The following is a 15,698-nucleotide window of genomic DNA, read 5'->3' as shown; positions in this document are numbered from 1 at the left end:
TACTTTAACCCCCTTTTTAATCTAATCCATTTTAACATATTAAATATAAAAGAGGAAGATGGCATAGCCAAATTCCTCTTTAGAGAAAATCATTGTTTCTAAAGAATTATTTTAGATATTAATTGGCTTTTTTTCTTTTTTTATTTCCGTAGATTACTAATGATGCAATTGCAAGTCCAGCAAGTGGATACATCATATTAGTTGTATCTCCTGTTTTTGTTGCATTTACAGTAGTATCTCCTGGTTTTACAGTACTTCCAGGGTTATTAGTATTATTATCTACTGGTGGATTACTTGGATTAGCTACTAATCCTGCCATTGCTTTTGTTAATCCATTTATCGCATTTTCTACTTCTTCTGCTGTTGCATTTGGATCATTTAATATTGCATTTGCTTTTGCTACTTCTTCATCTACTACTTTTATTGATGCTGCTGTATAGCTTGCTCTATTTAATCCATTTGCTTTATTGATTAAATCCTCTAATAAGTCTTTATTTGGTTTTAATCTTAGATTCAAGAATGCTTTTACTAACTCTGTATATACTTCATCTACTTCACCTTGCATTGCATTTACATTACCTAGTACTTCATTTACACCTGGTAATACTGCTTGAAGCGCATTCCATGTTGATTCGATATAATCACTTGCTGTTAAGTTAGCAATCTTATCCATCATTTCTTGTAATGCAATCTTATCACCTTTATAGAACTCTAATTTCCACATTACATCTGCTAAACGATCAAATGCTGCATCAACTTCTTCTTGAGTTGCTTTTGCATTATCGAATACATTTTGAGCATTTTCTAATGCTGCTTTGAATTCATCAGCTACTGCTGGTACTAATTTATCTAACTGTTCTTGAGTTACTGCACTAGCCATTTCAATTGCAATTGATAATGCTGTTTTGTTTGTTTCAACAACAACTTCAACTAATGCATCCTTAGTATTTTGTAATGTAGTTTTAGCATTATTTACTTCTTCTTGAGTTGCATCTGCTCTGTCTAATACTGCTTTAGCATCAGCCATTGCATTTGCGAATGGTACCCAAGATTCAACTGTATAATCTGCTTCATTTAGAGTTAAGAATTCATTATATAATCCTTGTAATTCAGTCTTATCAACTGATGTTACTGGTGTTCCATAGAATCTAATTTCAGACATACTAGCATATCTGTCTTTGTTATCTCCACCACTGCTTAATACTTTGAATTCAACATATCTTGCTGTAGCAGTATCAAATGTAAGCTGTTTATATTCGTTACGATCTTTTAATGTTACACCATTATTATCAAATTCAAATACACCTAATGAAACATAGTTTTCATCATCTGTACTTACTAAGATTTCTGCTTTAAAGATATCACCATTTGTACCATTTTGACGTGGCAAGAAAGTTACATCAGTTAAATTATAAACATCTTTTAAATCAAATACTAAACTTTGTGGCATTCCCACTGAATTAATATAATCAGTATGCCAGTAACTAGATTCGTTATAATCTAATACATTTTCTTTTTCACCGTCTTCAATTGTTTCTGGATGACATTCACTTGTTGCTCTAATTGCTTCAACTACTGTATCAGCGGCTTTATTGATTAAACTTTCTAAATTAACTGGACGATATACTAAGTTATCAATTGCTTTTTCAATAGCATCAGTTGCAGCAAATACTTGAGCTTTAGTATAATCACCTTTTAATAACTCTTGTGCAGCTGTAACTGCATCACTTAATTTAGCGTAAGAATCTGAAGTATAGATAGATGAAGAATAATTATTTGCTTTTTCAATTGCAGCTAATAACTCAGTAGTATCTACTCCATCTGTTACTGTAACTGTGTAAGTTGCACTCTTAGTAGGATCACCTACAGATGTAACTGTAATATCAGCAGTTCCAGCACCATTACCTCTTACATAATATTTGATATTATTTCCATCAGCAATTTTAATAATACTTGCTACATCTGGATTAGAGCTTTCAACTGTATAATATGGATTAATAATATCATTTGGTTTTACCGCAGCTTCAACAGCAGCAATATCCCCAACATAAATATCAGTTTTATTATTTCCTAATTCTACAGCAGTTACTTCTTGAGTTTCAACACTTAAGAAATCAATTTCACCTAAAGTTAACATTCTGTTATCAACAGGGTCATTTACAACTTCCTGGTCTTTTGTTTTTGCTTCTCCTGTAGATTTTATTGGAGTAATATCTACATTTTTAACTTTCTTATCTGAATCAATTACTAATTTAAATACATCCATACCTTCAGTAAAGTTAAATTCTTTAGTAGAATCATCTTCAAAAGTAACAATAGCATTTAATTCTGTTACATATCCATTACTTGTACTTGGTCCAGGATTATATATATTAACTTCAGTTAATGGTTTAGCTGTTTTAAATGCAAAGTGCATTGTTGTAGGAAGTTTTACTTCATCAGGAAGTACGTTATTTTGAGAAGGAATATAATATTTAAATTCAAATTCCCTACCATTAGTTCCATTAAATAATGAATTGTAAGAACCAGATTGAACAATCTTTTCTACATTTGTTCCATCATCTTCTGGTAATACATTATTTGTCATTGTGATATTAAAATCACTTTGTTTATATTCTTTAGTTGTTACTAAAGGAATATCAGGAATATCTGGTAAATTACCTGTATCAGTTTCAATAAAATCAAATGTTGGTCCAATAATAATAGCTTCTGTTGGTGCTAAAGCTTTAGTATCAACTTTTGCTTGTAGTGTAATTGTGGCAACTATACCAGTACCAGTAAATAGTTCTTTATCACCTTTATTAGCAAAGGCAACATTAATCATTCCACTACCATCATTATAACCCCTATTTACTGAATAGTTTTCCATTGATGCAATCAGTGGACTCTTTTCAATACCTTTAAACTCAAATGTACTTGTATCATAATTAATTAAAGCACCTAAGGCATTTACGTTTCTAACATCACTTGCATATACATCAATTGTAAATGTCTCACCAGCAGTTACATTTTCTTTATTTGGTAATAATAATACATTACCAGCAACTTTACCTGTCTTGCTTGTTCCACCATCTAATTTAAATGCAGTAAACGCATAATCATATACATCATATACATCATTATTATTGATATCAGCATAGTGACCTTTAATTTGAGATAAGAAAGTTGTAGCATCAGGTTCTTTATTAGCCACACCTAAGTAGTTTTTCATATTTGTTTCATCACCAGCTGTTACATTTGGTAACATTAAACTACTTCCTACTTCAAAACCATTTGTACCATCAAGTTTATGTAATGCTAATTCTCCTGCTGAGAAGAAATCTCCAGCAGACTCATTAACTACCAATTTTAAATAACGTGCTGCATTCCCCTTTAAATCAACAACCTTTTTATTTTCCTCTATAGAAAGATTTTGGTTATAAGTCCATTTTTGTTGTGTGCTTCCATCTTGAACTACAGTCCAATGAACACCATCTAAACTTGTAGAAATAGTCATTCGTTTAACTGTACCATTACCATAGTTATCACTGCGAGGATAATACTCGAATTTATCTAATTGATAAGCTTTTTTGTAATCAATAATCATTTCTTCGCCAATAGCACTACCTGTAGAGTGGAACATATTTCCAGTACTATGATCAAAAGCATTTTCTAATGCTCCCCAGCTATCTCCACCATTCCATTTAATAACTTCACCTTCTGGAACATTACGCCATGGATCTAATAAAGAAGTAGCAGTTTGAACTGGTGACCACTCAGAATAACCATCAGCGTTTCTAGCACGAACCTGATAAGTATGTGTAGAATTATATGCTAATTCTGCATGTTTATAAGATAAATGATTTCCAATATTAAATACTGTACCATCAACAAGCAATTCATAAGATTCAGCTCCATCAACAGCCGTCCAATTTAAAGAGATACTTGTTGGTGTACTTTCTTCTTCTGGAATTGTTAATTCAGGAGTAGCTAAGTTTGTATTTAATTTATCTTCCCCTAAATCTTGTTCATTTGCAAAACCATTAATAACTAATGTTTGTGCATTTTCTTTAGTATCAGTTTCAGCAAATTTTACATATAATTTTGGTGAAACTTCTACATCGGCAACCATAGCAGCAATTTCAGTTTCTGCTTCTGGTGCATATGTTTCTATACTTGGGTTAGCATCATAGAAGTATACAGCTTTACCAGCCTCAGCTTTTGTAGCATCAAAAGCCTCTTTACTATCAACTGTAACGATTTCTAATTCAGTATTACCATTTTTAGCAACAACATTTTCTGGTTGTTTTGAAACATTAACAACAAATGTTGTATTTTTAGTCTTATCATATCCTTTATAAGTTCCTGTAGATTTTTCAGCAGTTAAAGTAGCTGTATTTCCATCTACATTAGAAGTGAACTTAGTTGAGACATGATCACCATAAGATACATTGTCAATTACACCATATTCATCTTCTGTAGTTGTATTATTTTCAATAGATCTACCATCATCTTCATATGTTGTATATTCAGTTGTACCAGCTGGCCAGAATTCTACTTTTCTGTTAGCTTTATCTAAACCTTTTTCATTCGCTTCAGTAACTGCACTTGGATTGTTATGTTCTTCATACATTGGTACGATTGAACCATTTTTAACAAATAATGGTAATTTCCATAATGGTGCATCAAAATTATTTAATGATTGACCACCACGATATTGTTTACCTGTAAAGTAATCAATCCAAATTTCTTCTGCATCAGGTAAATAAATATTATTTCTAACATCATTTCCTATAGCGTCAGCATTTGTATTTTGATATAGCGGTGCAACTAAGAAACTATCTCCATACATATATTGATATTGCATTGATTTAGAAGCTGCATAATCATCATTAGGGAATTCTAAGAACATTGCTCTAATTAGTGGTAAAGCAGTGTCATCATTTCCTGTATCAATGTTAGCAGATGAAGCAGCACCTGTATATGTATATGGCATTAATTGTGCTTTAAGTTTCAAATACATACGTGAAATTCCAGTATATGGATCCCCATGAGTTTGTGGAGATTTTACATGACTTCCCCATCCATCCATATCTAACATTTGGTGTGTAAAGGCTTTCCATTGATAATCACGAGTAGAAATTAAAGGACTACCAGCAAAAATACCATCCATATCACTAGCAACATTTGGATTACCTGCTAAAGATTGTCCAATATATGTTGGAATATGGAAACGGATATATTCCCAATCACCACCATTTTGGTCACCTGTCCAAATACTTGCAAAACGTTGAGTACCAGCCCATCCATCTAATGAAATAATCGTTGGACGTACACCAACACCAGTAGAGATAATGTCATATGCACTTTTAATTCCATTTAATGCAAACGAATACCCTGAACCTACCCAAGCAACGTCAGTTTTTAAAGTTGTTACCCCACCAACATTTACTTCTTTTTCAAAATCTCTTAATCTATGCCAATAAGTACTTGAATTTGAATCTGGTTTTAGATTACTTTCTGTCCAAAGACCAGTTTGAACCCCTTTAGAATTAGCATAATTTGTAAATTCTTTTAAATTATTTACATTTGCTTCAACAGCAGCAAGTCTTTCTTGTGAACTACTACCATCAGCATTTACACCACCTTCTACAGTATACCCATTTTGACCATAACCACAACCATAACCATCATTAGGTAAAAAGAAACCAAGTGGCATATCGTTTTCTTGATAACCATTCATCACAGCTTGTGCAGAAAACTCATATGGTGTCTTTACATCAGGATATTTATCAGTTGCAACAGTTGGTTTATTACCATTTAATGTCTCCGCATTTTGTCCATCTGATAAAATGAATTTTTTATCCATTCCTGTTTCCCATTTACTAACTCCAGCACTTGATGAACTTGCACTACCTTTTACAGTCCATTTTTTCTGACCAGAATCATTTGACCAAGCATCACGATTATAGCAATTTAAATGTCCTAAATAGAATCCTGATTCAGCCAATAATGCTGGATTTCCAGTAACATGGAAATATTGTTGTAAAACTTTTTGAGCAACATCTGCTCTATTAGAAGCACCATTTGATACAAAATAATATGCATCAAATTCACTTTCATTATGAGTAGTAGTTACGGTATTGGCAATTGTTTTCCCAAAATCATATTGTCCTACCGCAAAAGTATTTCTTAACACTCCATATCCATTAGATGAGTAATAGAATGGGTTAGGTGATGTGACACTTCCATCAACCCATGTGTTATCTATAGCAATTTTGATAGCTTCTCCAGTATGGATAAAACGTCCATTTTGAGTACCACCACCATAAAAGTCCTCACCATTGTTAGCTACTAATGTTTGAACTGTTGAGTTATCAGTAATTAACAAAGAACTTTTTTCTTCTAATACTGTCTTATTTCCATCTAAAACTTTCATAGTTGCTGTATCTTTGTCTAATACGATTGTAGTAGAACCATTAGCAATACTATAAGTTTCTTCATCCTGTGTAACTGTAGCATTAGGATGTGCGTAATTGTTTGATTCATCTGGGTATTGTTGAATTTTTGCTACATGGCTTCTCGCATTTGGTGTAGCATATTTAGCAAACTTACCAGAAGGATCAACATTGTATCTAAAGATACCATCCTCTAAAAAAGTTACTTTCGCAGTTACATCATCATTATAATTTACATAAACAATATTATGATCATCTTGATCTAGAACTACAGATTGGACATATTGTAAGCTTCCTCGAAATTCATCAGCAGCTTTAACTCTTGATGATGGGTAATACGATAATACTGTTCCAAACACTGTAATTGCTGATAATGCAACCATACTAGCGCGTTTAAGTATTTTCATTCCTTTCTCTCCTCCTTTATAGAATTAAAAAAACAAAAATGTAATGATTTGTACTCATCTTTACAAACTATTACATTTACATTATAACGGCTTTTAAACCGTTTTCATTTACAAAATTTAATTTTATATTTGCACATTTTATTTTTACATCCTATAATATATTTTTATATGTGAAAAATGTAAAATAACAGATTATGCATACTTTTATATTCATTTAATAATTAAATTAATTTGTTAAAATCAATAAAATTTAAGTTTAATTATGGTATAATAAAATCATCTTAGAGAGCGCTTACATAACAATGGGATGAAGTTATGTTTTTCAAAAGGGGAGGGATATAAAAATTATACATTTTGATTAATTATTTTTGTTATTAATATTTTTTCGTCTTTATTTTATAGTTATGTGGTGTTTTCATAGAACGTTAAACTATAACAAAAGGAGAAAATTTATATTATGAAAAAGATTTTAGCTTTCATGTTATCTACTTTAATATTTTTAGGTTCGTGCATTAATATTAGTGCTGCTCAAACATCAGAACTAGAAAAAACAAATATAAAAGAAAACAACAAATTATCTACTATAGTAGACCAAACAAATTTTAAATCTATTCATCCAGGTGAGATTGGAGGTACTGGTTTTTCTGTATCTCTTATTGATTACAGTCTCTCTGCACATCGGGAAACAAATGGAAGTGTAACTGTTTTAATAAATGAAACATTTCATACTGTTAGAGGCTACTATGAACATCTTGCTACTGATTCAAGTGGGGATAATTTTATACCAAGTAAAAATACAGCTTATTACACTACTTCTAAAGGATTATATTCAATTAATCTACCCGCAAATACAGTTTCATCAGATGGATATGTATATTTAAAGGTTGCAATTGCACCAATTGATAGCGATCTACTATATACACCTATTGAATACAAGATACCTGTTGACTATGATAATTATAATACAGCAAAAAATAGCCCTAATACATTAGAAGCAGGTGTTGAATACACTGCAACTTTCAGTGCCCAAATTGCTATATTTGAGGCCAAGGCTACAAAACAAGCTGATAATAGTGTTGAGATCTTCATTAATCTAAAAATGAATAACACAAACTTATGGTTTAAACATAGTGCTACAAGTAAAGATGGTGACATATATATTCCTCAAAAAGATACGTGGTATTTTTTAACATCTGATAGGGAAGATGATACGGCATATCGATTTATATTACCAGAAAGCAGTATTTCAACAGATGGATATATTTATCTAAGCGCACAGTTTGACTTACCTTTTGGAATGTATAATGCTGGATCTTTTAAACTACCACTCTTAAATACTTAAACAAAGAAAAGGCTTATTTAATAGGAAGCTTTATATTCCTTATTAAATAAGTCTTTCTTTTATCTAACTTTATTTAAAATGATTAATTATTTGATTTTCTTTTCTTTACATGTAAATCCTTGTTTATCATAATAATCCTTAATTTTTTCAACTGAATATCGGTTATCTTCAATAAATGATTTTTGTCTAGAATCCATCTGTACTACTGAATCAAGATCAACTTCTAAGTAATCCCACTTTTCTATCAATGAAAAACCACTTTCTGTAGTATCTAAAGTAACCTCAACCCCACTATTTATTCCACTTAATTTAGCTTGTCTATTCCTTATATTTTGTAATTCTGCACTACTTCTGTCTAATCCCTCTAAATTTTTATATTCTGTCTTAAAAATCCCTTTTATAACTTGATTATTCTTTTTGTTATATTTTATTTCAACGTAATAAGAATACTCTTGATTCTCACTTGCAATCAATAAATCACATACTAATTTAGTATCCGCTTTTATACTATCATCAGATCCCCCACAAGCAGTAAACAGAAACATCATACATATTATAACTATAATCTTCTTTTTCATAGCCTACTCGATATCATAAACAAAATGATACTTTTCCTTTCAAAATTAATTTTATATTAACATAATTTTAATTAAAAAGACAATATATATTAAGTCTGATTCTCATGATATATACATATTATATTATTTCAATTTACTTTATTTCTAGGCAATGTTATAATTTTAATCGTAAGGTAAGCGCTTTCAATACAAGCGATAATATTAATAAATGTATGTATTCAAAAGGTGGGATAATTTTATGAGTACTATTAATTATAATTTAACATATTGAAAATGCTACCTATAAATTGGAGGGATAAAGAAATGAAAAAATTATTAGCTTTAGTTTTATCTATTGGGATAATATTTGGCTCTTATGCTAATGTTGCAGCAGCCGAATTACCTCAAATTGAAAAAACATCAGTAATATCAAGTACGAGAGCATCAACACAAATTGATCAAACAAAATTTACTACTGCACGACCTGGTGTAGTAATGCAAAATGGATTTTCAGCTTCAGTTATTTTTAACAGCTTTTCTGCTCAACGCCAAAGTGATGGCAGTGTAAAAGTAATAATTAATGAAAGTTTTCATTCAGTTAGAGGATATTATGAACATTTAGCAACAGATTCAAGTGGAGAAAATTTTATACCTAATAAAAATACTGCATACCACACAAATAGCGAAGGGATTTATTCTATAACATTACCTTCTAATAGTGTATCTTCTGATGGCTATGTATATATTAGATTTGGTTTTGATCCTGTTGGGGCTCCACCAGGACAGGAACATATCATTGACATGCAGCAATTTAAAATTCCTGTTGATTATGATACTTACAAGGTTGTAAATAGCAATTATAAAACATTATCTCCTGGTGAACAATATACCGGTGTATTTAGTGCTCAATTAGCAGTATTTGATGCTAAAGCAACTAGATTAAGTGATAATACTGTTGAAGTGCTTATTAATATTGATAATTGTAATACTTCGTTATGGTTTAATCATCTAGCAACAAGTAAAGATGGTGATATTTTTATACCACAAAAAGACACTTGGTATTTCTTAGGTGATGATATCCAAAACAATAAGTCATATCGTTTTGTCTTACCAGAAAAGAATGTATCTTCAGATGGTTATGTATATTTAAATGTATCATTTAATTTACCATTTGGAATGTATAATGTTGGTAAAATAAAACTCAATATTTCTTAAAATAAAATTTACTAGAAGGGAGATTTCACATTGAAGTGAATCCAGTTTATTGGACACTAATTTAAAATTGTTTTTTAAGCATTTAATAAGGATTGATTCCTGTACTTAACAGGAGTTAGTCCTTTTAATTTTACTGTGATTCTTTAAGTACTATAATATTCAATATATTCTTTTATCGCAATTTTTAAATCATTCAATGTTTTAAAAGTATATTAAATATTTCATTTTCATCTTTCAAAAGAAGTTATCCATTGGTGAATTATTTAGGCAGTTTCCTTTACTTGATATTAATTGTTGAATTCCCTTTTCCTCAAGTCTTTTATGATATGTCTGCATTTGGTACTGCCAAACTTAATCTCAATGAAGTTTCATTCCTTCTAAATCATCATACTTTTTAATGCTTTATTGAGCATATCTTTTGTTTGTTCAAAATTTGGACTTGTTGATATATAAAATAATACTATCTCTCGATTATGCAGAGCTAGAATCTGTGATAGATAAATTTTACTAGCTGTTATATGAAATCCTGATACATCTGTAAACCATATTTCATTTCAATTTGTTGTATTAAAGTTTCTCTCATAATATGTCCTATGATTTTCTTGATCAACAACTTTATCAAGTAGTAGATTTTCTACTGTACCATTCATATCACTTTTATATGATTTATATTTAGTTTTTAGTGCTTAGACAAATAATCCCAACATTCATTAATCGTTTGATTGACTATCAATAAGTACTTTATTAATTATCTCTAATTTTAATTCTGGTGAATAATACTTATTTTTTATTATCTCTTAAAATATCGAAGCCATGCTTATCTATTAAACTAATTTAATAGTTAATATTTTTCTACTTTTTTTGTATTTTATAGATAACGGTTTATCCATGCTTTCATTTTTTCATATAATTCTATTTTTTGTTCTCTTATAAGCTTTGCCATAATAAAACCCCTTTGATTGTTGTCCAATCTTTGGGGTTCAATTCAGATTATCTACTTTAAAAATCAGTTTTTAAGTATCGTTATATAAAATTACAGAACTACGATAAGTATTATTATCTATTTCAAATTTTGCTGTCCCCCGATATTTTTTAGCTACAGCAAGTATTGAATATTGCCCAGTTCCTGATTTTTTTACTTGTGCTGGATTACAGGAATTATCAATTGTTAAGACTAATTTATCACTATAAACAGAACAGTGCAGACTAATAAAATTATGCTCTTTACCTTGTTTATTTATCCCATTAACAACATTTTCTAGTAAGTTACCAAAGATTATACATAAATCCGAATCTGCAATAAATATATTTTGTGGTAAAGATACAATTATATCTAAATCTATATTATTATCTTTTAATTGTGAAAGATAATATTTTATTAATACATCAACTGTATAATTTTGACAATATGGAATATCATTATCAATTGGTAGAATATTAATATATGAATTAAAATACTTTTTTAATCCCTCATAATCATCTGACTCTAAATAGCCATTCATAACTGCAAGATGATGTCTTAAATCATGCCGAGCTGCTCTTGTTTCAACAATATTATTAGTTAGACGCATATACCCTTGGGCTTGTAAAGTTAATTGTCTTTCTATATTTTGCATATCACTTTCTAACCGAGCACCCTTTGCAGCACTAATTGCTGTTTTTATAGTAACAAAATATATAATAAAACCACTTACTAATAAAGAAATATAAATAATGAATATTTGCATATCGTTATAAGCATAACGTATATAGACCGAAATATACAAAACATTAATGATAAAGAAAAGAATCGGTGCTATACAAAGTAACCAATATTGTTTATCTGGTAATGCTTCTAAAGACTCTAATAATTTTTGTTTGAAAAATCCAAATAGTATAGGATATGTAATAACTAATAACAGTAAATATATAATTCCATATCCCCATGCAGCAAAAACATTAACTTCACTTGGAAATATACTAACATTTATGTATTTTGCTGAAATATTTAATATATTCGAATATGCTTGAACAACTAAAAATATATATAATAATTTAGGAAACGAAATATTAAAAGCTTTTAAATATTGTAACATATAGATTAAATAGAAAATTATTACAGCAAGTGTATCCATCCATTGTTGACCAGGAAAATAAATCTCACGTAATACATAGTATATTGATACAAATATAGTAGTAATAGTAATCATAGTAATTAATATACTTTTTTTTATTTTCAATCGTGGAAAAAAAGGAGCACAGCATAAAATATAAAATGGTGCATTTAAAGTAAATCCAAAAAATAATATTCTAAATATATCAATGTTACTCATTTTATCTGTTATCTCCCTTTTCTTCTTATTTTCTTAAATAAATAATCTTCATAATATGTTTTAAAAACTTTTTTATGATCACGTTTTAAAGGGATGAGTGTCCCATCATTTAAAACAAAATCGCTATTATTTATATCTGATATATAATCTAAATTAATTATATAACTTCGATGACATCTTAAAAAATTATCTTGTATTAACATCTTTTCTAATTGTTCTAATCGCAAATATACTTTATATTTATTATCTTCTGTATAGATAAAACAATAACGATTTTGTGACTCAATATATTTAATCTTATATAATAAAATTTTTTTCTTTTTACGGTTAGTTAATAATTCTATATAACTATCAAAATGTCGAATTATTCTTAAACAGCGATTTAAAGCCTCATTCAATGAATCTTTATCAAAAGGTTTAACAAGATAATGTAAAGCCCCGACACTGTAACTATCAGCCATATGATCTTTACTATTAGTTGTATAAATAATTACACTATTTATATCTTTTTTTACTATTTTATATCCAAGTTCTATACCATCAATTTTATCTAGATAAATATCTAAAAAATAAATATCATAATTATTTTTCTTTATATTCTCTAATAGTTTTTCTCCACTGTCAAAAAGAGTAATAATTATATTAATTCTCTTCTCTTTAAATATTTCTTCAATCATATTAGATAATTTTATCGCATCATCTATAAAATCATCACAAATTGCAATTCTCATTTATAAATCATCCTTTATTTTCTATAACTATATTGTGGCGATAAATTATCCAAGATGCAAGCATTAACTTTTAATATTGTCAGTTTTTAGATAAAAAATTATTCCTAACAATGAGATAAATATTATTACATACCAGCTATTAGTATTTATGTCACCAGTTTTTTTTGAAGACTCTTCAGTAATAGGAGGTGTAGGCACCTCATTTTTAATTTCTTTATAAACCGCCTCAACTATAACATCACTATCACCCATTATAAAAATTGTTTTTATACTTTTTAAATTTTTTATCTGACCTTCACCAGAAATTATTTTCCAATAATCAAACTCTTTATCACGCAGTTGATTAGCACTAATCTCAACTTCAGCATTAGTTTTATATTCCCCAGTACCATTACCAGAAACAATAGTCAAATTATATGTACTTTCATTAATTTTAAATTTAACTTCTTTTTGATCTCTACATTCTTTTAAATCAGACCATTGATACACTCCATAATCATTCTGTTTATAAATTTGACCCTGATACTCAACCACTAGAGTATACTTATTAATTGGTAGATCCTTTATATTTAATATATATGGCGAAACATCCCATGAACCATTTATTTCAGGTTTTTCTTTTAAATACCATTTATCTGGAACATATCTTATATCCCCATCAATAATGACTCCATCTGAATTTTCTACAATCATCACTTCAGCATTAAGATCTTCTTTTTGTTGATAATTACCTTCGTTTACAATTCCTTCAATTTTACCTTCATTATCAACATCAGGTTGCAATTGTTCAATTTGAAAAGTTATAAAATAATTAATTCTCTTCCCACTTGCTGAAATAACACTTAATGTTCCACTTCCTTTACCTGATTCTAAATTAATTACACTATTATTTCCTTCAATTATCGCTTCATCACTTGTTGCTTGTCCAGTTATTGTTATTAAATCATTTGGTTTAACTGTTCTTGGTAGCGAAATTATATGCTTTTGACTATTTAAATCTGTAATATCAATTGGCTGGCTATCACCTATTTGATATGATAAACTTTTTAATGATGCATCATCATTTACCATGAGTGCTTCAACATTTGATGTTCCACTAGGTAAGATAAAAGTAATCGTTTCACTATTTATATCACCATTTAATATTTCTATATTTGATGATAATTTCCACTCTTTGAATTTATGTGTATTATCACCAACTGCTTTAATTGTAATTTCTCCAGTAGAATACTTATACCCCAAAACTTCTATTTTTCCATTATTAACTTTAGACTGATATTCCTTATCACTTATTTTAAAATTATCTAAAGGATTATTATTAATCCCTCGAATCCCATCACGAGTATTAAAAAAGTCAATTACTGTAATATTATATTTTGATAAATCTATTGATGTAAGTTGATTATATTCTAAATTAATAGAATTTAATGTCTTTGTATCTGGGAGTTTTAATTCAGTTATTTTATTATTTGAACAATCAATGGTTTTTAAATTTACTTGTTCTTCTAAATTAAGAGAAGTTAGCTTATTATTATAACATAAAACAGATTCTAATTTATCTAACCCCTTTAAATTTAAGTCTTCTAATTTATTACTATAACATTGTAAACCAATTAATTCAGCTAATGTTGAAACATCTAAACTTGTTAATCCATTTTTCCCTACATTTAATTGTTTTAATTTAGTTAACCCCAGATAATTTAATTTTTTTAGACCTGTAGATAAACAACTAAATATTTCTAATTCTTTAAGCATACTGATATTTACTGATTCAAAATAATTTTGACCAACCTGTAAATCATTACCAATTGATAGTGTCTTTAGTTTTAAATTATTAGTAAAATTTAATTCAGTTAAATTATTATTTGAACAATTTAAATTTTCTAAATTTTTAAGCATCGTAATATTCAAGTTACTTAATTGATTATCACTACAATATACTGAAACTAAACTAGTCGTTTTAGATAAATCTAAGTCTTTTAGAGGATTATTAGAACAGCTTAATACTGTACTAGGCATAGCATTGCTTAAATCAGTTAATTGATTATTCCAACATTCCAATTTTTGATAATTTGGAGTATTAGATATTTTTAATTCTTCAAGTTCATTACCATAACAACTTACTGTCTCTAATAAAGGTAAATTACTTATTTCTAATTTGTTCAATTGATTTAAGGCACAATTCAATGTAGTTAATTGATCTAGACCACTATTTGTATCAATTATTATTGTCCCTTTCATTTTTTTATCTGTTAATCTTAGACCTTGGATACGTCGCAATTGACTACCATCAGATTGATTAATTATTTTCCAATCAACAAAACTTCCCCAGGAAGATATATTTTCACGATCTGCTTTAGAATCAATGAGTTTATTGTTATCAAACAATGACCTAACAAATGCAACTTCTCTTTCATTATAAACTATATCAATTGCGTTGATTCTTCCCAACGGTAAAACTACAAAAATTATTGCAAATATAATAATAATTGATTTCTTAGTTAACTTTTCAAACATCATAAATTTTCTCCTTTTCCTTTATAAATGAATTATATAAAATAAGATTTCTAAATCTATAATAATGGAGTAAATTGTATTTGAAATGTATTAAATTGTTATTATGCTATTCATTAATCAATAATGTTTTGTATAAATACATATCATAAAAGGCAACATTATAGTTGCCTTTTATGATAA

At 28.6% G+C, this 15,698-nt stretch carries 7 protein-coding genes and 1 pseudogene; 2 read left to right on the top strand and 6 right to left on the bottom strand.

What is annotated here, in order from left to right; genetic code table 11:
• Nucleotides 1–118 precede the first annotated feature (118 nt).
• A complete protein-coding gene (locus ACLR9T_RS08035) occupies nt 119–6,844 on the bottom strand; it encodes a discoidin domain-containing protein (RefSeq protein ID WP_413109023.1) in 6,726 nt (2,241 codons plus the stop codon).
• Between the two features lie 457 nt (nt 6,845–7,301).
• Between ACLR9T_RS08035 and ACLR9T_RS08030 the strand changes: the two genes are divergently transcribed.
• Complete coding sequence (locus ACLR9T_RS08030; RefSeq protein WP_413109022.1) at nt 7,302–8,186, top strand: hypothetical protein; 885 nt, start codon at nt 7,302–7,304, stop codon at nt 8,184–8,186.
• Between the two features lie 86 nt (nt 8,187–8,272).
• Here the strand turns inward: ACLR9T_RS08030 and ACLR9T_RS08025 are convergent, their stop codons facing one another.
• A complete protein-coding gene (locus ACLR9T_RS08025; RefSeq protein WP_413109021.1) occupies nt 8,273–8,764 on the bottom strand; it encodes a hypothetical protein in 492 nt (163 codons plus the stop codon).
• A gap of 303 nt (nt 8,765–9,067) precedes the next feature.
• On the opposite strand from ACLR9T_RS08025, the gene ACLR9T_RS08020 reads away from it, so the two are divergent.
• Entirely contained in the window at nt 9,068–9,958 is an 891-nt protein-coding gene (locus tag ACLR9T_RS08020) for a hypothetical protein (RefSeq protein WP_413109020.1), read from the top strand.
• 74 nt (nt 9,959–10,032) lie between these two features.
• Here ACLR9T_RS08020 and ACLR9T_RS08015 read toward each other — a convergent pair.
• From ACLR9T_RS08015 to ACLR9T_RS08000, 4 genes and pseudogenes are all read right to left on the bottom strand, one after another.
• A pseudogene (locus tag ACLR9T_RS08015) lies at nt 10,033–10,158 on the bottom strand (IS3 family transposase); the annotation flags it as partial.
• Between the two features lie 813 nt (nt 10,159–10,971).
• Entirely contained in the window at nt 10,972–12,270 is a 1,299-nt protein-coding gene (locus ACLR9T_RS08010; protein ID WP_413109019.1) for a sensor histidine kinase, read from the bottom strand.
• A gap of 8 nt (nt 12,271–12,278) precedes the next feature.
• Nucleotides 12,279–13,001: a LytR/AlgR family response regulator transcription factor gene (locus ACLR9T_RS08005; protein ID WP_413109018.1), complete on the bottom strand. Its 723-nt coding sequence runs from the start codon at nt 12,999–13,001 to the stop codon at nt 12,279–12,281.
• Nucleotides 13,002–13,064: 63 nt separating this feature from the next.
• Nucleotides 13,065–15,521, bottom strand: coding sequence for an InlB B-repeat-containing protein (locus tag ACLR9T_RS08000; protein ID WP_413109017.1), 2,457 nt, complete (start codon nt 15,519–15,521; stop codon nt 13,065–13,067).
• Nucleotides 15,522–15,698 lie beyond the last annotated feature (177 nt).

Origin of the sequence: Thomasclavelia sp., assembly GCF_047249845.1 — a bacterium.
Taxonomy (GTDB): Bacteria; Bacillota_I; Bacilli_A; order Erysipelotrichales; family Coprobacillaceae; genus Thomasclavelia.
The sequence above is the reverse complement of the archived record's forward strand: the minus strand, read 5'-3'. Positions and strand labels throughout refer to the sequence as shown.

Bases quoted from the DNA above. Each gene is read 5' to 3' on its own strand.
- ACLR9T_RS08010 (WP_413109019.1), bottom strand. From the start codon at position 12,270: ATGAGTAACATTGATATATTTAGAATATTATTTTTTGGATTTACTTTA.
- ACLR9T_RS08005 (WP_413109018.1), bottom strand. From the start codon at position 13,001: ATGAGAATTGCAATTTGTGATGATTTTATAGATGATGCGATAAAATTA.
- ACLR9T_RS08020 (WP_413109020.1), top strand. From the start codon at position 9,068: ATGAAAAAATTATTAGCTTTAGTTTTATCTATTGGGATAATATTTGGC.
- ACLR9T_RS08025 (WP_413109021.1), bottom strand. From the start codon at position 8,764: ATGAAAAAGAAGATTATAGTTATAATATGTATGATGTTTCTGTTTACT.
- ACLR9T_RS08035 (WP_413109023.1), bottom strand. From the start codon at position 6,844: ATGAAAATACTTAAACGCGCTAGTATGGTTGCATTATCAGCAATTACA.
- ACLR9T_RS08000 (WP_413109017.1), bottom strand. From the start codon at position 15,521: ATGATGTTTGAAAAGTTAACTAAGAAATCAATTATTATTATATTTGCA.
- ACLR9T_RS08030 (WP_413109022.1), top strand. From the start codon at position 7,302: ATGAAAAAGATTTTAGCTTTCATGTTATCTACTTTAATATTTTTAGGT.